This is a genomic window from Mycobacterium sp. SP-6446 (assembly GCF_001954045.1).
GTDB lineage: Bacteria > Actinomycetota > Actinomycetes > Mycobacteriales > Mycobacteriaceae > Mycobacterium.
The window spans coordinates 22,449-45,637 of record NZ_MBEM01000102.1 but is presented as its reverse complement, the minus strand read 5'-3'; the positions used below and the strand labels follow the sequence as shown (position 1 = coordinate 45,637).

At 68.4% G+C, this 23,189-nt stretch carries 21 protein-coding genes and 1 pseudogene; 11 read left to right on the top strand and 11 right to left on the bottom strand.

What is annotated here, in order from left to right; genetic code table 11:
• The 7 genes and pseudogenes from A5736_RS08640 to A5736_RS08610 all read right to left on the bottom strand — a co-directional run.
• A pseudogene (locus tag A5736_RS08640) lies at positions 1-389 on the bottom strand (lipid-transfer protein); the annotation flags it as partial.
• Complete coding sequence (locus A5736_RS08635) at positions 386-841, bottom strand: MaoC family dehydratase (RefSeq protein WP_076245613.1); 456 nt, start codon at positions 839-841, stop codon at positions 386-388. The pseudogene A5736_RS08640 and the gene A5736_RS08635, both read right to left, overlap by 4 nt.
• Positions 838-1,950 carry an acyl-CoA dehydrogenase family protein gene (locus A5736_RS08630; protein ID WP_076245611.1) on the bottom strand — a complete coding sequence of 371 codons (1,113 nt, stop codon included), beginning with the start codon at positions 1,948-1,950 and terminating at the stop codon, positions 838-840. Before A5736_RS08630 ends, A5736_RS08635 begins: the two co-directional genes overlap by 4 nt.
• A gap of 9 nt (positions 1,951-1,959) precedes the next feature.
• Positions 1,960-2,370: a Zn-ribbon domain-containing OB-fold protein gene (locus A5736_RS08625; protein ID WP_076245610.1), complete on the bottom strand. Its 411-nt coding sequence runs from the start codon at positions 2,368-2,370 to the stop codon at positions 1,960-1,962.
• Positions 2,370-2,912, bottom strand: coding sequence for a MaoC family dehydratase N-terminal domain-containing protein (locus tag A5736_RS08620; protein WP_076127852.1), 543 nt, complete (start codon positions 2,910-2,912; stop codon positions 2,370-2,372). Before A5736_RS08620 ends, A5736_RS08625 begins: the two co-directional genes overlap by 1 nt.
• Positions 2,913-4,112, bottom strand: coding sequence for an acyl-CoA dehydrogenase family protein (locus tag A5736_RS08615; protein WP_076245608.1), 1,200 nt, complete (start codon positions 4,110-4,112; stop codon positions 2,913-2,915).
• A 3-nt stretch (positions 4,113-4,115) separates the two neighbouring features.
• Positions 4,116-5,336 carry a cytochrome P450 gene (locus A5736_RS08610; RefSeq protein ID WP_083667267.1) on the bottom strand — a complete coding sequence of 407 codons (1,221 nt, stop codon included), beginning with the start codon at positions 5,334-5,336 and terminating at the stop codon, positions 4,116-4,118.
• Between the two features lie 168 nt (positions 5,337-5,504).
• Between A5736_RS08610 and A5736_RS08605 the strand changes: the two genes are divergently transcribed.
• Both A5736_RS08605 and A5736_RS08600 read left to right on the top strand, forming a co-directional pair.
• On the top strand, positions 5,505-6,974 hold the full coding sequence (locus A5736_RS08605; protein WP_076245605.1) for an aldehyde dehydrogenase family protein: 1,470 nt from the start codon (positions 5,505-5,507) through the stop codon (positions 6,972-6,974).
• Positions 6,971-9,280 (top strand): CaiB/BaiF CoA-transferase family protein, encoded by a 2,310-nt coding sequence (locus A5736_RS08600; protein ID WP_076245604.1) that lies wholly within the window; start codon positions 6,971-6,973, stop codon positions 9,278-9,280. Before A5736_RS08605 ends, A5736_RS08600 begins: the two co-directional genes overlap by 4 nt.
• Position 9,281: 1 nt before the next feature.
• Here A5736_RS08600 and A5736_RS08595 read toward each other — a convergent pair whose 3' ends face one another.
• Both A5736_RS08595 and A5736_RS08590 read right to left on the bottom strand, forming a co-directional pair.
• Positions 9,282-9,689: a VOC family protein gene (locus A5736_RS08595; protein ID WP_076127860.1), complete on the bottom strand. Its 408-nt coding sequence runs from the start codon at positions 9,687-9,689 to the stop codon at positions 9,282-9,284.
• On the bottom strand, positions 9,689-10,231 hold the full coding sequence (locus A5736_RS08590) for a carboxymuconolactone decarboxylase family protein (RefSeq protein WP_076127862.1): 543 nt from the start codon (positions 10,229-10,231) through the stop codon (positions 9,689-9,691). The genes A5736_RS08595 and A5736_RS08590 overlap by 1 nt, the downstream gene beginning before the upstream one ends.
• Positions 10,232-10,344: 113 nt before the next feature.
• On the opposite strand from A5736_RS08590, the gene sigI reads away from it, so the two are divergent.
• The 6 genes from sigI to A5736_RS08565 all read left to right on the top strand — a co-directional run bounded on the left by sigI (position 10,345) and on the right by A5736_RS08565 (position 16,436).
• Positions 10,345-11,238 carry an RNA polymerase sigma factor SigI gene (gene sigI, locus A5736_RS08585; RefSeq protein WP_076127864.1) on the top strand — a complete coding sequence of 298 codons (894 nt, stop codon included), beginning with the start codon at positions 10,345-10,347 and terminating at the stop codon, positions 11,236-11,238.
• Positions 11,239-11,364: 126 nt separating this feature from the next.
• Positions 11,365-11,772, top strand: coding sequence for a hypothetical protein (locus A5736_RS26280; RefSeq protein ID WP_175611227.1), 408 nt, complete (start codon positions 11,365-11,367; stop codon positions 11,770-11,772).
• Complete coding sequence (locus A5736_RS08580; RefSeq protein ID WP_076245602.1) at positions 11,750-12,631, top strand: alpha/beta fold hydrolase; 882 nt, start codon at positions 11,750-11,752, stop codon at positions 12,629-12,631. Before A5736_RS26280 ends, A5736_RS08580 begins: the two co-directional genes overlap by 23 nt.
• Positions 12,632-12,660: 29 nt before the next feature.
• Positions 12,661-13,569: an alpha/beta fold hydrolase gene (locus tag A5736_RS08575; RefSeq protein ID WP_076114951.1), complete on the top strand. Its 909-nt coding sequence runs from the start codon at positions 12,661-12,663 to the stop codon at positions 13,567-13,569.
• Between the two features lie 22 nt (positions 13,570-13,591).
• On the top strand, positions 13,592-15,007 hold the full coding sequence (locus A5736_RS08570) for an acyl-CoA synthetase (protein WP_076245601.1): 1,416 nt from the start codon (positions 13,592-13,594) through the stop codon (positions 15,005-15,007).
• A gap of 142 nt (positions 15,008-15,149) precedes the next feature.
• Positions 15,150-16,436 (top strand): MFS transporter, encoded by a 1,287-nt coding sequence (locus tag A5736_RS08565; protein WP_076245624.1) that lies wholly within the window; start codon positions 15,150-15,152, stop codon positions 16,434-16,436.
• A 1-nt stretch (position 16,437) separates the two neighbouring features.
• Here the strand turns inward: A5736_RS08565 and dapD are convergent, their stop codons facing one another.
• Positions 16,438-17,391, bottom strand: a complete 954-nt coding sequence (gene dapD, locus A5736_RS08560; protein WP_139333207.1) for a 2,3,4,5-tetrahydropyridine-2,6-dicarboxylate N-succinyltransferase — start codon at positions 17,389-17,391, stop codon at positions 16,438-16,440.
• Positions 17,392-17,435: 44 nt separating this feature from the next.
• Here dapD and dapE point away from each other — a divergent pair, with 44 nt between their 5' ends.
• Positions 17,436-18,512 (top strand): succinyl-diaminopimelate desuccinylase, encoded by a 1,077-nt coding sequence (gene dapE, locus A5736_RS08555; RefSeq protein WP_076245599.1) that lies wholly within the window; start codon positions 17,436-17,438, stop codon positions 18,510-18,512.
• A gap of 13 nt (positions 18,513-18,525) precedes the next feature.
• Here dapE and A5736_RS08550 read toward each other — a convergent pair whose 3' ends face one another.
• On the bottom strand, positions 18,526-20,658 hold the full coding sequence (locus tag A5736_RS08550; protein ID WP_076245598.1) for an ATP-binding protein: 2,133 nt from the start codon (positions 20,656-20,658) through the stop codon (positions 18,526-18,528).
• Between the two features lie 59 nt (positions 20,659-20,717).
• Between A5736_RS08550 and A5736_RS08545 the strand changes: the two genes are divergently transcribed.
• Positions 20,718-21,281 (top strand): TIGR00730 family Rossman fold protein, encoded by a 564-nt coding sequence (locus A5736_RS08545; protein ID WP_076245621.1) that lies wholly within the window; start codon positions 20,718-20,720, stop codon positions 21,279-21,281.
• 47 nt (positions 21,282-21,328) lie between these two features.
• Positions 21,329-23,104 (top strand): long-chain-acyl-CoA synthetase FadD6, encoded by a 1,776-nt coding sequence (fadD6, locus tag A5736_RS08540; protein ID WP_254848329.1) that lies wholly within the window; start codon positions 21,329-21,331, stop codon positions 23,102-23,104.
• The last annotated feature ends 85 nt before the right edge of the window (positions 23,105-23,189 follow it).

The following is a 23,189-nucleotide window of genomic DNA, read 5'->3' as shown; positions in this document are numbered from 1 at the left end:
GTCTCCGCGCTGGTGCGTCCACTGCCACCGAACCGGAAGCCGGAACGTTCGTTGAACGCGCGCCAGCACACCACCACATCGGCGACGCCCGTGGCGACGGCCATCGCCGCGTGCACCACGGTGCCCGCCGCGGCGCCGCCGCCGTGGTGCACCCGGCTGAAGAAGCTCAGGTCTCCGATGCCGACGTTGCGTGCGATGTCGATCTCGTCGCTGGCGTCCATGGTGAACGTCACCATGCCGTCGACATCGCCCGGTGTCAGGCCGGCGTCGTCGAGTGCGGCGCTGACCGCCTCACAGGCCAATTGGAGCTCGCTGCGCCCGGATTCCTTGGAGAACTCGGTCTGGCCGATCCCCACGATGGCCGCGGTGCCGCCTAGCGACGAACTCATGCGGAAGCTCCGTCGAGCAAGCTCAGGACGGCGGTGCCGGAAACGTGATCGCCAAGGCTGTTGGACGCCTTGAAGGCGACCTCGACGAAGTTCTCATCGCCGGGCCCCTCGGTCTTGCCGGTCACGGCGCCGGTGAACCGCAGCGGATCGTCGGGGAAGCACGGCACCCCGAGCCGGATCGACAGGTTCTTGACCATCGCTTCGGGGCCCGCCCAGTCGGTGAGGAACCGCACGCAATACCCATTGCTGGTCAAGATGTTCATGAACAAATTGGGCGAGCCCTGTTTGTTGGCGTAGTCGCGGTCGTGATGCACCGGCATGAAGTCACGTGAGGCGATCGCGCCCGCGACGATCATCGTTGTGGTGATGGGGATCTCGAGCGGGGTCACCTCGTCGCCGACTGCGATGTCGGCCCACTTCAAGGTTGTGGTGCGGGTTTTGGCGGTAGTCATCGGTTTCCTTTTCCAGCGGGGTATGTGTTGCCCATCCGGGCCAGTTGTGCGGTAGCGGAACCAAGGGTGAGCTCGTTGTGCTTGGCCCACAGGAAGTAGCGGTGCAGGGGATAGGTGGTGTCAATCCCGATCCCGCCGTGGACGTGCTGGGTGGTGGCGGCGACGCGGGCGCCGGCCTCTGCGGCCCAGAACTTCGCGATGCGCGCGGCTCGGTCGGCGGGCCGTCCGTGGGCGATCAGCCAGGCCGCGTGCCAGGTGGTCCACCGGATCGCCTCCACGTCGATGAAAGCGTCGGCCATCCGCTGTTGCACCGCCTGGAAGCTGCCGATCGGACGCCCGAATTGCTCGCGCTCCGTGGTGTATTCCGCGGCGATCTTCAACGCCCGCTCCGCGACGCCGAGCTGGATCGCGCACAGTCCGACCAAGGCCCGGGTGTAGAGCGATTCGATTGGCCCGTTGAGCCGGTTTTCCTCGGAAACGATTGCGCCATCGAGGAATACGTCCGCATGTGGCTCGTGGTTGGTGGTCGTTACCGCCCGGATCTCGACACCGTTGGCGTCAGTCGGCAACAGGAAAAGGCCCACGTCACCGTCGTCAGTGCTGGCGGGTACCACCACGGTATCGGCGAGCTGGGCGGCCGGCACCAGCTGTTTGGCCCCGTCTAGGCGCCAGTTCGGGCCGTCGCGAAGGGCTTTGGTGGATGGGCTCGTCGGGTCGGAGCGGCCGGGCTCGGCTAGACCGGCACTGAGGATGTGGGTTCCCGCGACGACCCGAGGCAGGAAACGTTGCTGTTGCTCGGGGCTTCCGTGTCGGGCGATCGGATCCGCGCCCAGCACCAAGGTCGCGTAGGCAGGCACCGGAGCCACGCTCCATCCCACCTCGGCCAGCAACACCCCGAGTTCCACGAAGCCGCCGCCATTGCCGCCCACCGATTCCGGCAATCCCGTGCCCAGCAGGTCGACGGCGGCGAGTTCTTTCCACAGTGCGGCGTCGTATCGGGTTTCGCCGGCTTCGAGGTCCGTCAGTCGCTCAGGGGTGGCGCGGCGTTCAAAGAGATCGCGCGCCAGCTTGCTGATGGTCTCTTGCTCTTCGGTGAAGGTGAAGTCCACGAGGCATTCCTAGGTGCTGGGCCGGAACTGATGCAGCACAAGGTCTTCGGGTCCAGAACTGTCGAAGGTCTGGTAGAAAACCTCGACCGGCATCCCGACCTTGACGTCCGCCGGGTCGATCTCGCACAGGTTCGAAACCAGCCGCACCCCTTCGGCGAGATCCACCAGCACGACGATGTAGGGGTATTCGAAGAACGGAAACTTCGGTTCGTGTGGCATCACGTAGCTGTAGACGGTTCCGCGGCCCGACGATTCGATGGCCTCCCAGTCCAGGGAGCGGCAGTTCGGGCACATGGGGCGAGGAGGGTGGCGCAGCTGCCCGCAGCCGCCGCAGCGCTGGATCAGCAGCTTATTGTCCCGCAGCCCATCCCAGAAGAACTTGGTGTCCGGGCTGATCGCCGGTGCCAGCCGGGTCGCCATCAGTTGGCCGGCCTGAATCGAAGGACCCGGAATCGCTGCCGCCCCAATACCTCACCGTCCTGGTTGGTATAGGTCGTCAACCAAGTGAGGAAGAAGCCGGTGCCCAGCGCCGTCTTCTTCTCGTCGGACACCGATTCGAATACCGCCGTTGCGCTGATGACGTCACCCAGCCGGGGATAGCGCTCGATCTCGAACTCCGAGTTCGTCGCGACGGTGCTGGTGTAGCCGGCCTCGTCGAGGAACGCCGTCGGGTTGTTCGTGATTATCATTGGGGCGCCGCCTCGTTCGCCGATCCCCTCGAGTAGCGGCGACGGCATGATCCACGTCTGCAGCATGACCGGCGGGGAGACGATGCCGCCGAACCGCGACGCGGCCGCGAACTCCGGATCGAGGTACACGGGGTTCATGTCGGCCAGTGCGTACGCCCAGTGCCGAATCATCGGCTGGTTGACGGGATCGGGTGCGACCGAAGGCTTTCCGGTGCCCCCGGTCGGCTGACCAACGAGCGCCCGCACCTTGGCTTGCACGTCTGCGTCTGTCACTTAACCTGCCTTTCCTGTTGCCGTGGCCCGAAGGTCACGGGGCGCGCGCGGCATGAGGAGCCCTGCCATGGCGATGATGTCACGCTGGATTTCGTTGGCTCCGCCGCCGAACGTATTGATGACCGCCATCCGGTAGGCGGATTCCAGTTCGCCGCGCAGCGGCGCGCCGGCGCCGCGGCGTATTCCGTTGCCGTCGAGCACTTCCAGGAGTTCGCGGGCGACCTGTTGGGTGAGCTCGGTGCCGAACACTTTGGCGGCCGACGCCTCGCCCATGTTCAGCACGCCCTTGGTCATGGCCGCGTTAACCCGCAGGTTGACCAGCTTGTAGGCGGCGACCTGGGCCTCGACCCGGGCGAGCGCGAGCTGCACCCACGGCTGGTCGATGACGTACCCGTCGTCGAGCTCTGTGGTTTGCGCCCAGCGCAGCGCCTTCTCGAACAACGGCTCCAGCGCGCCCAGATTGCCCAGCGCCGCGCGTTCGAAGTTCAGCTGCGTGGTGATCAGCTGCCAGCCCTGGTTCTCTTCTCCCACCAACGCACTCGCCGGGACGCGCACGTCGTCGTAGAACGTATAGAAGGTGGAGATGCCGGGCATCGTGTGCAGCGGCTGCCAGGAGAATCCGGGCGAGGAGGTCGGCACGATGAAGATCGAAATACCCTTGTGCTTCTTGACATCCGGGTTGGTGCGCGCCGCCAGCCAGATGTAGTCGGCGTAGGCGGCGCCGCTGGTGAACATCTTTTGGCCGTTGATGATGTAGTCGTCGCCGTCGCGCACCGCTGTGGTGCGCAGCGATGCCAGGTCGCTTCCCGCCCCGGGCTCGGAATAGCCGATGGCAAACTCGACGCTGCCGTCGAGGATTGCGGGCAGGAACTTTTGTTTCTGTTCCTCGGTGCCGCACTGCATGAGCGTCGGCCCGACCGTGTTGAGCGTCACCAGGGGGATGGGGGCGTCGACCCGGCGCGCCTCCTCGGAGAAGATAAACTGCTCGATCGCCGAGAACCCGCGTCCACCATATTCTTTGGGCCAGCCCACGCCGAGCAGGTTGGCCGCAGCCAGGGCGCGCACGCAGTCCCGGACCGCCGGGCCACCCTCGATGCGTCCGTCGATGGCGGCGATGCGCCCCGGTGTCATCACCTGTTCCAGGGTGGCGCGGATCTCGGCGCGCAGCTGCTCCTGATCGGGCGTGTATTCCAAGTGCATCGGTCAGGTTCCCAGCCGCACCGGCATGCGCTTCACTCCGGGCACCATGGTGGCCCGCATCCGGTCCACCTCACCCACCAGCTCGATCTTCGGGAAGCGGCGCAACAGTTCGTCGAACATGACGGACGCCTCCAGACGCGCCAATTGTGCACCGACACAGGAATGTTCGCCGCATCCGAACGCGATGTGCGGGTTCGGGTGCCGGGTCACCTTGAAGTCTTCGGAGTCGGCGCCGAATATCTCCTCGTCCCGGTTGGCCGATCCATACAGCATCACCACTGCGTCGCCTTCGGCGATTCGCTGACCCCGGATCTCAACGTCGGTCGTCGCGGTGCGCGCCATGTGCACGACCGGGCTGTTCCACCGCAGCATCTCTTCGACGGCGCCCGGGATCAGCGAGCGATCCTCGACCAGCAGGCGGCATTGGTCGGGATGGGTGATCAGCGCCAGCGTGCCCAGCGCGATCAGATTGCGGGTGGTTTCGTTTCCGGCGACCAGCAGCAGGTACGCGAAGTTGAGCAGGTCTTCGTCGGTGAGCCGGAGCCCGTCGATCTCAGCGCCGGCGAGCACTGACAGCAGGTCGTCACGCGCCTCGGCGCGCCGGGCCGCGATCAGCTTTTGGAAGTACTCGAATAACTCCCCCATGGCCACCAAGGGGTCGAGTTCGATCTCCGGGTCGGCGCTTCCGGTGGCGGCGTCCGACCAAACTCGGAACTGCTCCCAGTCGTCGGGCGGGGCGCCGATCAGCTCGGCGATCAGGCGGGTGGGCAGGGGAGCGGCGATCTTCTCGGCGAACTCGTGGACGGCACCAGGTTGTACTCCGTCGAGGATTCCCCGCACAATTTCGCGGATTTTCGGCTCCAGCACGGCCACCCGCCGCCGGGTGAACCCCGCGTTGATCAGCTTGCGCATCTGCCGGTGGCGCGGCGGGTCGGTGAAGATGAGGCTGCCCGGCACGACGGGGCTCGGCGCGCGCGGGTCGGGGATGGTGACGCCCTTGGTCGAGGAAAACAGGGCCGGGTTGCTCGACACGAAGCGGATGTCCTCATATTTCAGCAGTGCCCAGAAGTTGGTGACGTCGTTCCAACACACCGGTGACATGGCGCGCAGTTCCCGGTAGGCCGGGTAGGGGTCGGCCGCGTAAAAGTCGGGGGAATGCAGCGGAAAAGTGGTCTGCACGGCGAACCTCCTCGGCCGACCCCGCAGGATCGCGATCCGACACATTGGGCCAATGTGTCCTCCGGCGTTGTGTCTACTCTCGGCCAAGCGTCTCTGTCAATACATCCGCAACACCCGTGAAATAGCGGAAAATTCGCCGGATTAGTGATTGACGCCAGAGATCCACGGGTGAACACTGACTGTCGAGATGACCGACGCACGGTGAGGAAGCTGATGGCCGAGCTACAAACCCCGGGACCTCTTGTCGACACCTACCAGCTCTACATCGACGGGAGATGGGTCGAGCCGCAGGACGGTCGGTACGACGACATCGACCCGGCCACCGAGCAGACCATCGCAAGCGCGCCGGACGCGAGCGTCACACAGGTCGGTGACGCGATCGCGGCCGCACGCCGGGCGTTCGACGAGGGACCATGGGCCGCCGCGAGCCCCGACGACCGCGCCGGTTACCTCAATCAGCTCGGCGACGCGCTACTCAAGCACGCCGACGAGTTCTTCGCGCTCTCCCAGGTCGAGTGGGGCTGCGTCGCGAACGAACGAATGATGCAGATCGACGGCGCCGGATACATGTCAATGCACGCCGCCCAGCTCGCCACCAAGCTGACCGACGAGCCGGTCACCGGAATCGGCGCCGGAACGACGGTGCTTCGCCGTGAGCCACTCGGTGTCGTGTCGATCCTGACGCCGTGGAACTTCCCGCACTGCCTCAACGTCATGAAGGTGAACAACGCGCTGGCCGCCGGCAACACCGTGGTTCTCAAGCCATCGCCGCTGACGCCGCTCGCCGGACTTGCACTTGCCCGCATCATCGACGAGCACACCGACATCCCGCCGGGGGTAGTCAACGTCGTCACGCCGTCGGGTCTCGACGCCGCCAAGCTGCTCACCACCGATCCGCGAATCGACATGATCAGCTTCACCGGCAGCTCGGCCGTCGGCTGTGAGGTGATGCGAGCCGCCGGCGACGCCATGAAGCGGCTCTTGCTGGAGTGCGGCGGGAAGTCGGCAAGCATCGTTCTCGACGACACCGACGTGACCGACGAGATGCTGGAGCAGATGATGTTCGATTGCTGCTCGCTGCACGCCGGGCAGGCCTGCATCCTGCACAGCAGGCTACTTCTTCCCGACGCGTTACACGACGACGTCGTCGACCGGCTCGTCGGGCTGGCCCGCGCCGTGCGCGTCGGCGACCCCAAAGACCCTGCCGCGCAAATGGGTCCGCTGATCAGCGCGGCACAGCTGAAGCGCGTCAAGGCGCATGTCGACGGGGCGGTCAACGACGGAGCCAAGCTGGTGACCGGCGGCGGCCGTCCGGCCGGCCTGGATGTCGGGTTCTACTTCGAACCGACGATCCTCACCGACGTCGATCCGGATTCGACGATCGCGCAGGAAGAAGTCTTCGGACCGGTGCTGACGGTTCTGCGCTATCGGGACGACGACGACGCGGTGGCGATCGCCAACAACTCCCGCTACGGCCTGTCCGGTGCCGTGTGGGGTGGCGACGTGGACCGCGCCGTCGACATTGCCCGCCGGATCCGGACCGGCCAGGTGGCGGTCAACGGTTGCGGCCCCGGTGACGCGCCGTTCGGCGGCTTCAAATTGAGCGGGTTCGGTCGAGAGAGTGGCGGTGTCAGCGGAATACACCAGTACATGGAGGTGAAGGCTATCGGGATCCCCGCATGACGGGACCCCTCGCCGGGCTCCACGTCGTCGAAATCGCCAACGAGATCTCAGGTTCTTACGCCACCAAGCTTTTCGTCGACCTCGGTGCCGAGGTCACCAAGGTCGAGCCGCCCTCCGGGGACCCGCTGCGCCGGTGGGGTCCGTTCCCCGGCGGAGTTTTCGACCCGCGGCGCAGCGGATTGTTCGAGTATCTCAACGCCGGAAAGCGCGGGGCGACAATCGATTTCGCCGAGGCCGACGGCATGTCGGCCGCGCGCGAGCTGATCGCGCACGCACACCTGCTCGTGGAGGATTTCGGGCCGGGAACATTGGAGGACTGGGGACTGGGAGTCGATGAACTGCAACGGCTGAACCCGGAGTTGGTGCTGCTGCGCATATCCGCATTCGGGCAATCCGGCCCGCTGCGCGACCGGGCGTCCACACCCCTGACTCTGCAGGCGGCATCTGGCTGGATCAGCACCCGGGATCCCGAGCGCCCCCCGGTAGGCGTTGGCGCCCGGATCTCCGAATATGTCGCGGGCGCCTACGGCGCCCTGGGCGCGCTGACCGCGCTGCGCTCGGCGCCCACCGGCCGGGTTGCGGTGGTGGATGTCTCGCAGCTGGAATCGCTGCTCTCGACGTTGCCGTATCCGATGTTGATGGCGAAGCGGATGCGACGGCTCGGCCTGCCCGCCAACCTGCGATCGGCCCCAATGCTCGGTGTCGTCCGGGCCGCCGACGGCTGGGTGGGAATCAACTGCCTCACAGGTCAGCACTGGCTCGACGTGTGCGCGATGCTCGGGCTGCCCGAGTACGGCGAGCATCAGATCGCCATCATGATGGGCGGCCCCGAGCGTGCAGAATTCTTCGCCAAGGCCGAGCCGTGGTTGGCCAACCAAACCGTCGCCGAGATCGTCGAACTGGGCCAGGCGTTGCGCATTCCGGCCGCCGCGGTCAACGACGGCGCCACAGTGCTGGGCTGTCCGCAGTACGCCGAACGTGGGTTCTTCGTCACCGGCGGCACAGAGGGCTGGTCGTTCCAACGCCCGGGGCCGCCGTTCAGGTTCTCAAAAACCCCTGTGGCACAACCACACCCGGCACCCGGGCTGGGAGAGCGGCTAGCGCGATCGGGCACCGGCGGCCAGGCGCTTTCGCCTTCACGGGGGGAGCTGCCGTTTGCCGGACTCCGGGTGCTCGACCTGACCACGTTTTGGGCCGGTGCGTACCTGACCTGCTATCTCGGCGCGTTCGGTGCCGACATCGTCAAGGTCGAGTCGATCCAGCGGCCCGACGGCCACCGGTACTCGGGGGCGTTCGCCTACGAGGGCGACGACTGGTACGAGCGCAGCGCCATGTGGCAGGGGACCAATCTCAACAAGCGGGACCTCACGCTCGACCTGACCTCGCAGCCGGGACTCGACATCGCGCGGCGGCTGGCCGCGCAGGCCGACGTTGTCGTGGAGAACTTTTCGCCCCGGGTGCTCGAGCAGTTCGGCCTCGACTACGACTCGCTGGTATCGGCCAACCCCGACGTGATCGTGGTCCGGATGCCGGGGTTCGGCCTGCGGGGGCCGTGGCGCGACTACGTCGGCTGGGCGCTGAACATCGAGCAGACCTCGGGGATGTCGGCCGTCACCGGCTACCCCGACGGTCCGCCGTGCAACCCGCAGGGTCCCGCCGATCCCGTCGTCGGTGTACACGCCGGCGTTGCGCTGCTGGCCGCGCTCGAGCATCGCAGCCGGACCGGTGCGGGCCAACTCATCGAAGTCGCTCAGATCGAGGTCGCCGCCTGTGTCACAGCCGAGCCGGTGATCGAGTACTCGATGAATGGTGTCGTCCGATCGCGCGACGGCAATCGTCAGCGCGGCTACCTGCAGGGCGTCTACCCGACCAGCGTGGCGGATTCGTGGGTCGCGTTGTCGGTGCGCGACGACGGGCCGGGGCGCACGGACCACGACGTCTTCGACGCCATGGTCACGGCCTGGACCCGAACGCAGCCACCAGCGGTGATCATCGAAGCCTTGCAAGCACAAGGTATTCCGGCCGAGGAGGTGATCACCGGCGACCAGATGTACGACGGTTATGTCGGAGCCCAACTCGACGCGCGTGGATACTACGAGGAGCTTGAGCATCCGATCACCGGCCCGCACAGGTATCCCGGCTGGCCGTTTCGCATCAGCCCCGGACCGGACCGCCACCACCGCTCCGCGCCGCCGACACTTGGCCAGCACAACGACGAGATCCTGCGCGGTCTGGGCCTGTCCGACGACGAGGTGGCCACTTTGCGCGCCGATCGGGTGATCGGTGAGCGGCCGCTCAACGCCTGAATCACCTTGTGACGGAAGAGGATACGGTGATCAGCTGACCGTTGGGATCACGGAAGATCATCGAGCGTCTGCCCCATGGTTGGTTCGTGGGCGGCATCACCCAGCTCACGCCCAGGGCGTCGATGCGCGAATATTCGGCGTCGACGTCGTCGGCGGTGAAATCGACAATGATTTCTCCTTCCCGGGGCGCCAGGCCGGGCGGGCAGGTGGTGTGCGGGCCGCGGTCCTCGGTGAACCCGGCTTTGGAGAACCCGACCGAGGACGGACCCGCCGGCACTTCGAGGTAGTGCTCGTTCAGTGGCACCGACACGCCGAGGAGCGCGGCGTAGAAACCGGCGATCGGTTCGATCGTCGCCGACACAAATCGCAGTTGTGCCAGGGACAGCCGCGGCCCGTCGGGTCGGGTCATCACGCACCCGCCGGAACGTCGAGATCGGTTTGCGCATAGTTGAGGAAGTACGCGGTGAACACGGTCAGGCCCAGATAGGCGAAGGCCTCCGTGAGTTGTTCGGCGTTCCAGCCGGCCTCGACCGCGCCGGCCCACGTGGTGTCGCTGACCTTTCCGGAGTTGGCGGTCGCCTCCCGGACGAGACCGACGATCGCGTCCACCTTGTCGTCCCCGGTCGCGGTTCCCGCGTGCAGGGCCCCGACCTGCTCGTCGGTCCATCCCGCAAGTTTGGCAAGCCGGCCGGTGATCGCGACGACGTAGTCGTTGCCGACGGCGCTGCCCGCCGCGAGCATCAATGCGGCCGACAGCTGGGGGCCGAGGGTGCCATGCTCGGCCGTCGCCGCCCGCAACGACGTATACGCGACGAGCACCGCCGGGGAGTGCGCCATTTGGCCGTGCAGATTCAGCGGCCGTCCCGTCGGGGAGAACTGGATGACGTTTTCGAGCAAGCCGCGGCTGGCCTGCGGGGCATCGCCGACGGTGTGGGTGGGGATCCGGCTCATGGCTCTCACTTCTCTCGGACTCGATGGTTTCGGTGTCTGGAAGGACGGCACAGCGGCTCGGAATGTGACAGCGCGCGTGTCACATTCGGCCGGGCTATCGCGTCCTTAACTTCATGAATGCCCAGCACGACCAGGTGAGCGACGCGTGGCGGGCCCATCGCGCCTACCTGGTGGACCTCGCGTTTCGGATGCTGGGCGACGTCGGGGCGGCCGAGGACGTGGTGCAGGAGGCCTTCTTCCGGCTGCTGCAGGCCCCGATCGGCGACATCAACGACGAACGGGGTTGGCTGATCGTGGTGACCAGCCGACTCTGCCTGGACCACATGAAATCGGCCACGTCACGTCGCGAACGCGCGCAGGACATGGCCGAGCCCCGATACGGCGACCGGCCCTCGTCGTCCATCGACCCCGCCGACCGGGTAACCCTCGATGACGAGGTCCGGCTGGCCCTGCTGATCATGCTCGAACGCCTCAGCCCCGCCGAGCGGGTGGTGTTCGTGCTGCACGACATCTTCCAACTGCCCTACGACGCCATCGCCGCGACGGTCGGCAGCCGCGCGCCCACCTGCCGGCAGCTGGCGCATCGGGCCCGGCGCAAGATCAACGACGCCCGCCCCGGCAGCCCGGCCCGATCCGGGCAAGTGGAACCGGCCCAGCACCACGTCGTCACCCGGGCCTTCATCGAAGCGTGCTCCACAGGAGACCTGGACGCCCTGCTCGAGGTGTTGGACCCGAACGTCTCGGGCGAGATCGACGCCCGTAGGGGCGCTGTCGTCGTCGGCGCCGACCAAGTCGGCGGGAACATCCTGCGATTCTGGGGCCGGCCCGAAACCGTCCTGGTGGCCCAGCCGGTGTGCGGTCAGCCCGCGGTCCTGGCCTTCGTCAAGCGCAAACTCGTCGGCGTACTGGCCCTGACGATCGGGGACGGCAAGATCACGAAAATTCATGTGCTGGTCCAGCATTCGACGCTGGGTCCGCTGCGCGCCGAACTCGGCGGCGCGCGCTAGCGTCACATTCCCGCAAGCTGCGTCGTCCTCTAATGCATGAGTACACCAGCAGCACAACCACATTCAGCGAATGTGTCGTTCGTCCCGGTCGGGCCGTCACTCTTCGTCCGGCTGGTCCTCCGGCCAATGTCCAGACTGCTCAACCCGCTCGTCGGCGTGCTCGCCGGGCGGCGTTTCGTCCCGGTGATCGCCCGGGTCCATCACGTGGGCCGGCGCTCCGGCAAGCCATACGTGACCTCGACGGGCGCCCACATCACCGGCGACACCATCGTGATTCCGCTGTCGTTCGGCAACCAGTCCGACTGGGCGCGCAACGTGCGCCGCCGCCGGGCACTGCGACGTGCAGCTGGGTGGCCGGCTTTATCACGCGACGCAGCCGCGATTCGTCGACGCCGAGGACGCCAAACCCGTTGTCAGACAGTCATTCAACGCGGCCAACCGCGCCGGATTCAGGCTGTTTGGTATCAAGCAGTACCTGTTTCTGCACACCACAAATTGAGAGGAAACCGACATGAAAACGCTTGCCACACTTGACCGGCCAAGCTGGCTGCCGCCCTCGGCCTGGCCCTGGCCGACCTACACATTGCGCCACGACCGGGGCCGCATCGCGGTCACCGACATCGGCGAGGGGCCGACCCTGCTCTTCGTTCACGTCGGCAGTTGGAGCTTCGTCTGGCGCGACGTATTGCTGCGCCTGCAGAACGAGTTTCGATGCGTCACGGTGGACGCGCCCGGTAGCGGCCTCACCGACCGGCAGTCGAGCCCGCCGACGCTCGCCCAAGCGGGCGACGCCGTCATCGCGGTCATCGATGCGCTGCAATTGCGCGACGTAACCCTGGTCGCTCACGACCTGGGCGGCCCGGCCGGATTCCTCGCCGCGGCACGCCGTCCTGACCGCATCGCAGCATTCGCGGCGGTCAACTGCTTCGCGTGGCGGCCGACGGGCCCGGCATTCCGCGGCATGCTTGCGCTGATGGGCAGCGCCCCGGTCCGCGAACTCGCCGCCGCCACCAACGTGCTGTCCCGCGTGACGTCGACGAGCTTCGGCGTCGGCCGGCACCTGAGTCGTGGCGACCGCGCGGTCTTTCGGGCGGGCATCGACGCGCCGGCGCGCCGGGCCTGGCACGGCTACTTCCGCGACGCGCGCCGCGCCGACGCCCTCTACGCCGAGGTTGGTGACGCCCTGCGGGGAAAACTGGCCGACCGGCCGCTGCTGACCATCTTCGGCCAGCTCAACGATCCGCTGCGGTTCCAGCGGCGGTGGAAGGCGTTGTTTCCCGCGGTACGCCAACTGAAAGTTCGACGCGGCAACCACTTTCCGATGTGTGACGACCCGGACCTGGTAGCCGGGGCGATCAAGACCTTTGTGCGGCAGGCCGTGCGCCTTTCGTAAACGGCGCGGCGCATGCAAAGCTGCTGGGCATGGTTATCGCGATTGCCCGCCCTAAGCTCGAAGGCAACATCGCGGTCGGAGAGGACCGCCAAATCGGTTTCGCCGAGTTCGGTGCCCCCTGGGGTCGCGCGGTCTTCTGGTTCCACGGAACTCCCGGCGCCCGCCGGCAGATCCCGATCGAGGCCCGGGTCTACGCCGAGGAACACAACATCCGCCTGATCGGCATCGACCGGCCGGGCATCGGCTCGTCGACACCCCATCGGTACGCGAACATCCGGGCCTTCGGGGACGACCTGCGGACGATCGCGGACACATTGGGCATCGACAAGATGGCGGTCATCGGCCTGTCCGGCGGCGGCCCCTACGCGCTCGCGTCCGCCGCCGTGCTGTCGGATCGCGTGGTCGCGGCCGGCGTGCTCGGCGGCGTCGCGCCGTTCCTCGGCGACGAGGGGATCACCAGCGGTCTGATGAACCTCGGTAAGCGGGTGGCGCCGCTGCTGCGGGTGGGGGGTGACCCGCTGCGGATCGGCGCGAGCCTGGTGATCCGGATGATCCGTCCGGTCGCGAATCCCGCGCTGTATCTTTATGCCGCGATATCGCCCGAAGCCGACCGGCGCCTGCTCACCCGGCCCGAATTCAAAGCGATGTTCCTCGACGACCTGCTCAACGGCAGCCGCAAGCAACTGGCGGCCCCGTTCAACGACGTCATCCTGTTCACGCGGGACTGGGGTTTCCGGCTCAGTGAGGTCAAAGTCCCGGTCCGCTGGTGGCATGGTGACAGCGACCACATCGTCCCGTTCGCCCACGGCGAGCACGTCGTGTCCATGCTGCCCGACGCCGAGCTGTTCGTGCTGCCCGGCGAAAGCCATCTGGCCGGGTTGGGCCGCGGTGAGGAAATCCTGTCCACGCTGATGAAGATCTGGGACGAGCAGGCCTGACGCCGGCGGGTAACCTGCTGACGTGCTGCTGGCCTCGCTGGACTCCGCTGTCACCACGGACATTCCCGACGCGGTGAGCATCGACGGCACCGCGCTGAGCCGCAGCGGCTTGGTCGGTGCGGCGACCTCGGTGGCCGAGCGCGTCGCCGGCGCGGACCGCGTTGCCGTGCTGGCCACCCCGACCGCGTCGACGGTGCTGGCGATCACGGGGTGTCTGATCGCCGGCGTGCCGTTCGTTCCGGTGCCGTCGGACGTCGGCGCGGCCGAACGGCGGCACATGCTCACTGACTCTGGCGCGCAGGCGTGGCTGGGGCCCGAGCCGGACGACCCAAATGGCTTGCCGCACATCCCCGTTCGGCTACACGCCCGGTCCTGGCACCGCTATCCCGAGCCGGCGCCGGAGTCCACCGCGATGGTCATCTACACCTCGGGCACCACGGGGGCGCCCAAGGGGGTGGTGCTGAGCCGGCGAGCGATCGCCGCCGACCTGGATGCGCTGGCCCAGGCCTGGCAGTGGACCGCCGACGACGTGTTGGTGCACGGGTTACCGCTGTTTCACGTGCACGGGCTGGTGCTGGGCCTGCTCGGATCGCTGCGGATCGGAAATCGCTTCGTGCACACCGGAAGACCGACACCGGCGGGGTATGCGCAGGCCCGTGTCGAAGCCGGCGGCACGCTGTTTTTCGGGGTCCCCACCGTGTGGTCCCGGGTGGTGGCGGACGGGACGGCCGCCAAGGCGCTACGGCCGGCGCGGCTGCTGGTCTCCGGGAGCGCCGCGCTGCCGGTGCCGGTGTTCGACCGGCTGGCACGTCTCACCGGGCACCGGCCCATCGAGCGCTACGGCGCCTCGGAATCGCTGATCACGGTTTCGACGCGCGCGGACGGCGAACGGCGAGCGGGCTGGGTGGGGCTACCGCTCGCCGGTGTGGAGACCCGGCTGCTCGACGACGATGGCGGCCCGGTGCCACACGACGCGGAAACCGTTGGGAAGCTTCAGGTTCGGGGCCCGATGATGTTCGACGGCTACCTGAATCGGCCGGAGGCCACCGCCGGGGCCTTCGAGCCCGACGGGTGGTATCGCACCGGCGACGTCGCCGTCGTCGACGACGCCGGCATGCACCGCATCGTCGGCCGCGAGTCCGTCGACCTGATCAAGTCGGGCGGATACCGCGTCGGCGCGGGGGAGATCGAAACGTCGTTGCTCGGGCATCCGGGCGTGCAGGAGGCGGCCGTCGTCGGGCTGCCCGACGAGGACCTGGGCCAACGAATCGTCGCGTTCGTCGTCGCCTCCTCCGAGCTGAAAGCCGACGACCTGATCAGTCATGTCGCCGGCGAGTTGTCCGTGCACAAGCGGCCGCGCGAGGTGCGCATCGTGGATGCGCTGCCGCGCAACGCGATGGGCAAGGTCCTCAAGAAGCAGTTGCTGGCCGAGGGCTGAGTTGCTGGCGGCCCGAAGGTGCCCGGACCACGACACGCAGGATGTTGCCAGGTTTTCTAGCGGGCGCGACCGCGAGCCTTCACCTACCGTCGTAGGCGTGACGGAACTGCCGACGATTGCGGCCGGGCGCGCGTCGACACCGATGAGGCGGGTGGCGGCGGCGTGTCTCGTCGGCTCGGCGATCGAGTACTACGACTTCCTTATCTACGGCACCGCCGCGGCGCTGGTGTTCCCGACGGTGTTCTTCCCGCGACTCGGTTCGACGCTGGGGATCGTCGCCTCGATGGCGACGTTCGCGACGGCGTTCCTGTCCCGGCCGCTGGGCGCGGTCGTCTTCGGGTACTTCGGTGATCGGCTGGGCCGCAAGAAGACGCTGGTCGCAACGCTGCTGATCATGGCCGTGTCGACCGTCAGCGTGGGGCTGGTGCCGAGCACGGCCGCCATCGGTGCGGCCGCCCCCCTGATCCTGATCGTGTTGCGGCTCTTGCAAGGGTTTGCCGTCGGCGGCGAATGGGCGGGGTCGGCGCTGCTGAGCGCCGAGTACGCGCCCGCGGGCAAGCGGGGCCGCTACGGCATGTTCACCCTGCTCGGCGCGGGCACCGCCTCCGTGCTCGCCAGCCTGACCTTTTTGGGCGTCAACTTCAGCATCGGGGAAAAGAGCGCCGCGTTCATGCAGTGGGGATGGCGGCTGCCTTTCCTGTTCAGCGCGGGGCTGATCGGGATCGCGCTCTACGTGCGGCTCAACATCGACGAGACCCCGGTGTTCGCCGAGGAGAAGGCCCGCGACCGGGTCCCCAAGGCGCCGCTCGGGGAGCTGTGGCGCCTGCAGCGCCGCGAGATCCTGCTGGCCGGCGGCAGCCTGCTGGGCGGATTCGGGTTCGGCTACCTGGGTCACACCTATCTCCTCATCTACGCCAATTCGCACCTCGGGTACACCCGCGGCTTCATCTGGTCGGTGGGCGCGCTGACCGGGCTCGTCAGCATCGCGACGGTCGCGGCTTCGGCCGCCCTCTCCGACCTGGTCGGGCGCCGCCGCCTGATGCTGCTGGGCTGGTCGCTGCTCTTGCCGTGGGCGTTCGTGGTGATGCCGTTGCTGAACACCCGCAATCCGGCGATGTATGTGGTCGCCATCGTCGGCATGGCCGTCGGTGGTGCGATCGGCTCCGGGCCCACCGCCGCCTTCATTCCGGAGCTGTTCGCCACGCGATACCGCTACAGCGGATCGGCGCTGGCCCTCAACCTCGCCGGGGTCATCGGCGGGGCCCTGCCGCCGCTGCTCGCCGGGACGCTGTTCGCGACGTACGGCAGCTGGGCGATTGGCGCCATGCTGGCCGTGCTGACATCGATCGGCCTGGTCTGCACCTACCTGCTGCCGGAGACCAGCGGCGCGACGCTCGGGTCGCGCTTCGAAGAGCTGTCCGGCCGTTAGCTCAGTTGGCGTGCAGGTCCTCGTTGAGCGCGATGCCCTGACCGTCGCGGGCCACCGCTTCGACCGCCCCGGTGAGCGAATTGCGCCGGAACAACACGTTATTGGCGCCGGAGAGTTCTCGGGCCCTGACCGCCTTGCCGTCCGGCGCGGCGACCTTGGTGCCCGCGGTGACATACAGGCCGGCCTCGACGACGCAGTCGTCGCCCAGCGAGATGCCCAGGCCCGCGTTGGCGCCGAGCAGGCACCGCTTGCCTATCGAAATCACTTGCGTTCCACCGCCGGACAACGTTCCCATGATCGACGCCCCGCCGCCGATGTCGGACCCGTCGCCCACTACCACGCCGGCCGAGATGCGGCCCTCGACCATCGACGCCCCCAGGGTGCCGGCGTTGTAGTTCACGAAGCCCTCGTGCATCACCGTGGTGCCCGGCGCCAGGTGGGCGCCGAGCCGCACCCGGTCGGCGTCGGCGATGCGCACGCCGGTGGGCATGACGTAGTCGACCATGCGGGGGAACTTGTCGACGCCGTAGACCGTCACCTGCCCCTTGCGGCGCAACCGCGCCCGCACCGCCTCGAATCCCTCGATCGCGCACGGGCCGTGATTGGTCCACACCACATTGGTCAATACCCCGAACAAGCCGCCGGCGTTCAGCCCGTGCGGCGCCACCAGCCGGTGTGACAGCAGATGTAGCCGCAGGTAGGCGTCGTATGCGTCGGCGGCGGCATCGTCGAGGGAGCCGATGACCGTGCGCACCGCGATGGTTTCGGTGATGCGGTCGTCGTCGCGGCCGATCAGCGCCGCCAGCTCCGGGGGAACGTCGGAGAGCGCCAGCCGCGACGTGCCGCTGGTGCCCGGTTCGGTCAGTTCCGGTGCGGGAAACCAGGTGTCGAGAATCGATCCGTCGGAGGCGAGGGTCGCCAATCCGATGCCTGCAGCTCCAGTCACGCTCGCCACGCTACTTGCCCGGCATCGCGCGCCGAACCACTACCCTTGGTGGCGTGCTGGACTTGCATGGCGATCCGATCGAGCTGACCGCGGCGCTGGTCGACATCCCTAGCGAGTCCCGGGACGAAGCGCGCATCGCCGACGAGGTGGAGGCCGCGCTGCGCGCCCAGACGTCCGGCTTCGAGATCGTTCGCAACGGCAACGCGGTGTTGGCGCGCACCCAGCGCAATAGGCCGTCGCGGGTGCTGCTGGCCGGGCATCTGGACACCGTCCCCGTGGCCGACAACGTGCCCAGCCGACGCTCGACCGAACCGGAAGGCGACGTGCTGCACGGGTGCGGCACCGCGGACATGAAGTCCGGCGACGCGGTCTTCCTTCATCTGGCCGCCACCATCGCGGAACCCGTGCACGACCTGACCCTGGTGTTCTACGACTGCGAGGAAATCGATGCGGCCGCAAACGGTTTGGGTCGCATCGAGCGGGAACTCCCGGACTGGTTATCCGCCGACGTGGCCATCCTGGGCGAGCCGACCGCGGGCTACATCGAAGCCGGCTGTCAGGGCACGCTGCGCGTGGTGATCAGCGCGACCGGAACCCGCGCGCATTCGGCGCGTTCGTGGTTGGGCGACAACGCAATTCACAAACTCGGCGCCGTGCTGGACCGGCTGGCCCGCTACAGCGCGCGCACGGTCGACATCGACGGTTGCACCTACCGCGAGGGCCTGTCGGCGGTGCGGGTCGACGGCGGCGTGGCCGGCAACGTGATTCCCGACGCGGCCGCGGTGACCGTCAACTACCGCTTCGCCCCCGACCGTTCGCTGGACGCGGCGCTGCAACACGTGCACGACGTGTTCGACGGGCTCGACGTGCGCATCGAGCAGACCGACGCCGCCGCGGGTGCGCTGCCCGGCCTGTCACAACCCGCCGCCAAGGCTCTGGTCGAAGCCGCCGGCGGGCAGGTCAGGGCGAAATACGGGTGGACGGACGTGTCCCGGTTCGCCGCGCGCGGCATTCCGGCGGTGAATTTCGGGCCGGGTGACCCGAACCTGGCGCACCGGCGCGACGAACGGGTGCAGGTCGCCGCGATCACCGCAGCCGCCGCGATGCTGCGGCCCTACTTGGGTGGTTGACCCCCGGGCGCAATCAGCCGCACCGCTGTGCCTGCGTGGCGGCATCGGCCGCTGCCGCGCGCATCCCCGCGGCGTCCAGCTCATGCGACACCGCGCGCAGCGCCGCGCCATCGCGTGTCGCCAGCGCGCGCGCATGGGCCAGCGCGATTCGGCCTACGACGCAGTCGATCTCGCCGCTCAGCCGGGCCAGGGGGTCCGCGGCCCGGGCGTCGCCGAGCCGGACGGCCTCGTACCACGCGCGCAGCGCTACCGCCGACTGACCGCCGCGTTCGGCCATCCGAGCGGCGTCGCGGGCGGCGGCGACCGCGCCGTGCGAATCGCGCACCGAGGCCAGCCGCCACGCCCGCGCCACACCGAGTTCCGGCGTGAACAACGCCGACTTGGTTCCGTGCCGGGATTCGGCTCTGCTCAACGCCTTTGCCGCGGCGGCGGTGTCTCCCTCTTGCGCCAGGGCGGTGGCCAGTAGCGTCAGCGACAGCGGTCCCCACGAGTAGCCGGTGCGTTCCAGGGTGGCGGCCGCGGGTCCGAGAAGCGCTGCGGCTCGGGCGAATTCGCCGCCGGCGATCAGCACGTGCGCCAGCAGCACCTCGCCGATGGCGCGGCCCGGCTGCTGCAGCTCGGCGAAGTCGGTGAACTGTTGCGCGAGCTTTCGCGCCGCGTCGAGTTGACCCGCCATCAGCAGCGCGCTGGTCTGGCCCAGCCCGATCGTGAAGCGCAGCAAACCTGGATGCTCGGCGGCCAGGGCGCGCTGGGCCAGCGGCTCGACGTCGTCGAAGCGGCCCTGGCGCGCCGCACACAGCGCTGCGGCGCTGGCCGCCCACGCCACCGCCTGGTCGTCGGCCGACGGTGAGGCCAGCACCTCCCGCGCGACTTTGACGGCGTGTCCGACGTTGCCCGCGTTCATCGCGAACGTCGCGCTCAGTGCGTCGAGGGTGGTGCGCGGGCCCGGCTCCGCGACCCGATTGCGGGTGGTCCGCAGGAACGCGGTGGCCCACTCCGGCTCGCTGAGCATCCAGAACTGATTGGCCGCCCGCAGCAGCGCCCAGTCCATGAGCGCGGCTTCGGTCAACGCGGTGGAGTCGACGGCGTCCAGTAACGCGTCGGCCTCGCGGCCACGTCCCTGCCACGCCAGGGCGTGCGCCAGTGCCAGCCGCGCGGCCAGGCCGCCGGAGCGCTCCAGCGCCGACCGGGCCAGTCGTTCGCCCAGCGCGAGATCGCCCAGGCGCAACGCCTGCCGCGCGGCGTCGGCGACCTCGGCGACGCGTTGGGGGGCGTCGCTGTCCAGCGCCAGGGACGCCAGCCGCAGCCGGTCGACGAGGCGATCCGACGGATGCTCCGACAGCCGCGTGACCAGCTCGGTGCGCCGCCGCCGCGCGCCGTCGCCACCCAGCGCCGCCCGCGCGCGTTCGGCGAACAACGGGTGCGCCGTGTAGACCACCGGGTCGTCCGCGCGCTCGTCGCGCACCCGGGTTTCCGCCGCGCCCCATTGCACCGCCTCGCTGACCGCGCCGTCGCCGGCGAGAACGGTGAGATCGGCGAGCGACAGCGGCTCGGCGACGGCCAGGTAGTCCAGCACCGCGCGTGCCGGCGCGGGGAGCTCGGCGAGGAACGCGTCGACCTCGCCCGCTGTGGTGGCCCCGCCGGGCGCCTCGATGTCGATCCGATCCAGCAGGGCGTCGGTCCACAGCGCCGCGATGGCCTCGGGTGCGGCCCCAGAATCTTGGGCGGTGACGATCAGGCGGGCGGTGCCGGCCAGCGCCAATTGGTACACCAACGTGGCCGACAGGATGTCGAGGTGGTGGGCATCGTCGACGATGAGCAGCAGCTCGCCCTGCGGGTCGTCACGGCCCAGCGACGCCCGCGCCGCCCGCAACAGCGCGGCCGGCTTGCCGATCTCGTCGATGTCCACCAGGTGGCTGAAGGCGCCGAAGGGCACCGCCCGCTCCGTCGGCGTGCCGGTGACCCAGCGGGTGATGGTGCCCGGGTGCCGGCCGGCGAACTGTTCGGCGGCCAATCGGGCCAACGTGGATTTGCCGCAGCCGTCCGGTCCCAGCACCACCGCACCGGCCCGCGCCCCGTCGCCCAGCGCGGCGTCGAGCCGTTCCAGGGCGCCCGCATGCTGCGGGACATTCCATCGAATCGGCACCGCCGGATTTTAGTGCGCGCGGTGTGCGCGCCGCACCGCGCGTGGTCTACCTTTCGGTTATGCCGGCGGAGCGCGATTCATCGAGCGAGTGGTCGGTGTGTGTGTACTGCGCGTCCGTCCCGACGCATCCCGAACTGCTCGAGCTGGCCACCGAACTCGGCGAGGCGATAGCCGACCGCGGCTGGACCCTGGTGTGGGGCGGCGGCCACGTCTCGGCGATGGGTGCGGTATCGAGCGCGGCGCGGGCACGCGGCGGCCGAACCGTCGGGGTGATCGCCCAACACTTGATGAGCAGGGAGCTGGCCGATACGGAAGCCGACGAGCTGATCGTCAGCGAGACCATGCGCGAGCGCAAGCAGATCATGGAGGACCGCGCCGACGCGTTCATCGTGCTGCCGGGCGGTATCGGCACCCTCGACGAGTTCTTCGAGGCGTGGACGACCGGCTACCTCGGCATGCACCGCAAACCCGTGGTGATGCTCGACGCGTGGGGCCACTACGAGGGCTTGTGGATCTGGTTGAACGGATTGCTGGACAGCGGGTACATCTCGCAGGTCGCGATGGACCGTCTTGTACTGGTCGATAAGGTGGGTGCCGCAATAGAGGCGTGCGCCCCCACGTGAGGTCGGCGGGCTGAATGGGACGGCGCCGAGGGGAATCGAGGGTTCACGTGTCGAAAGACGGGGGAGCGCGCGCGGCGGTTGGGCTGGCCGATATCGCGGTTCGGGCGCCGCGTGTGCTGGCCGATCTGCCATCGATCGTGCGGGGTGTGCGCACCGGGCTGCTGGCGTTCCCGAACTCCAAGAAGTCGATCGGAACGGTATTCCAGGATCGGGCCGCTCGCTACGGTGACCGGGTCTTCCTGAGATTCGGCGACCAGGAACTGACGTACCGCGACGCCAACGCGGCCGCCAACCGGTACGCGGCCGTGCTGGCCGCCCGCGGCGTCGGCCACGGCGACGTCGTCGCGATCATGCTGCGCAACTCGCCCAACGCCGTGTTGACGATGCTGGCGACGGTCAAGTGTGGCGCGATCGCCGGGATGCTCAACTACCACCAGCGTGGTGAGGTGCTGGCGCACAGCCTGGGCCTGCTGGACGCCAAGGTGTTGATCGCGGAGACGGACCTGGTCAGCGTCGTCACCGACTGCGACACCACGGCCGGCACCGAGACGATGACCATCGAAGACGTGGAGCGATTCGCGGTGAGCGCGCCGGCCACCAACCCGGCATCGGCCTCCGCGGTGCTGGCCAAGGACACCGCGTTCTACATTTTCACGTCGGGCACCACCGGATTCCCCAAGGCCAGCGTGATGACGCACCGCCGCTGGCTGGCTGCGCTGGCCGCGTTCGGCGGGCTCGGGTTGCGGCTGAAGAGCTCCGACACGCTGTACAGCTGCCTGCCGCTGTATCACAACAACGCGCTGACGGTCGCGGTGTCGTCGGTGATCAACTCGGGCGCGACGCTGGCGCTGGGCAAGTCGTTTTCGGCGTCGCGGTTTTGGGACGAGGTGATCGCCAGCCGGGCCACGGCGTTCATCTACATCGGCGAGATCTGCCGCTATCTGCTCAACCAGCCGCCCAAGCCGACCGACCGCGCACACCAGGTGCGCCTGATCGCCGGCAACGGGCTGCGGCCGGAGATCTGGAACGAGTTCACCAACCGGTTCGGCATCGCGCGGGTGTGCGAGTTCTACGCGTCCAGCGAGGGCAACACCGCGTTCATCAACATCTTCAATGTGCCTCGGACGACGGGCATTTCGCCGACCCAGCTGGCCTATGTGGAGTATGACCCGGACACGGGCACCCCGTTGCGCGACGAGAACGGACGGGTGCGCCGGGTGCCGGCCGGTGAGCCCGGCCTGCTGATCAGCCCCGTCAACCGGCTGCAACCCTTCGACGGCTACACCGACCAAGCGTCGAGCGAAAAGAAGTTGGTGCGCAACGCTTTTCGTGAGGGCGACTGCTGGTTCAACTCGGGCGACGTGATGAGCCCGCAGGGCATGCGGCACGCCGCGTTCGTGGACCGGCTCGGCGACACCTTCCGCTGGAAGGGCGAGAACGTCGCCACCACGCAGGTGGAAGCGGCGCTGACGTCGGATGGGTCCGTCGAGGACTGCACGGTCTTCGGCGTCGAGATTCCCCGCACCGGCGGGCGCGCCGGAATGGCGGCGGTCAAGCTGCGCGACGGCGCCGAGTTCGACGGCAAATCGCTGGCCGGTGCCGTCTACGGCCAGCTGCCCGGCTATGCCCTGCCGCTGTTCGTGCGAGTGGTTTCGGCCCTGGAGCAGACCACGACGTTCAAGAGCCGCAAGGTCGAGCTGCGTGAGCAGGCCTACGGCCCCGACGTGGACGACCCGCTGTTCGTCTTGGCCGGCCGGGACGAGGGCTACGTGCCCTTCTACGACGAATATCCCGACGAAGTCGCGGCGGGTAAGCGACCGTAAGGCTCCGCTCGGTTTTACGCCCGAACGTGCGGCCAGCCGCGCGTTGGGCGTCGAGTGTGCGGCGGGCCGCACGCTCGCGAGCAAG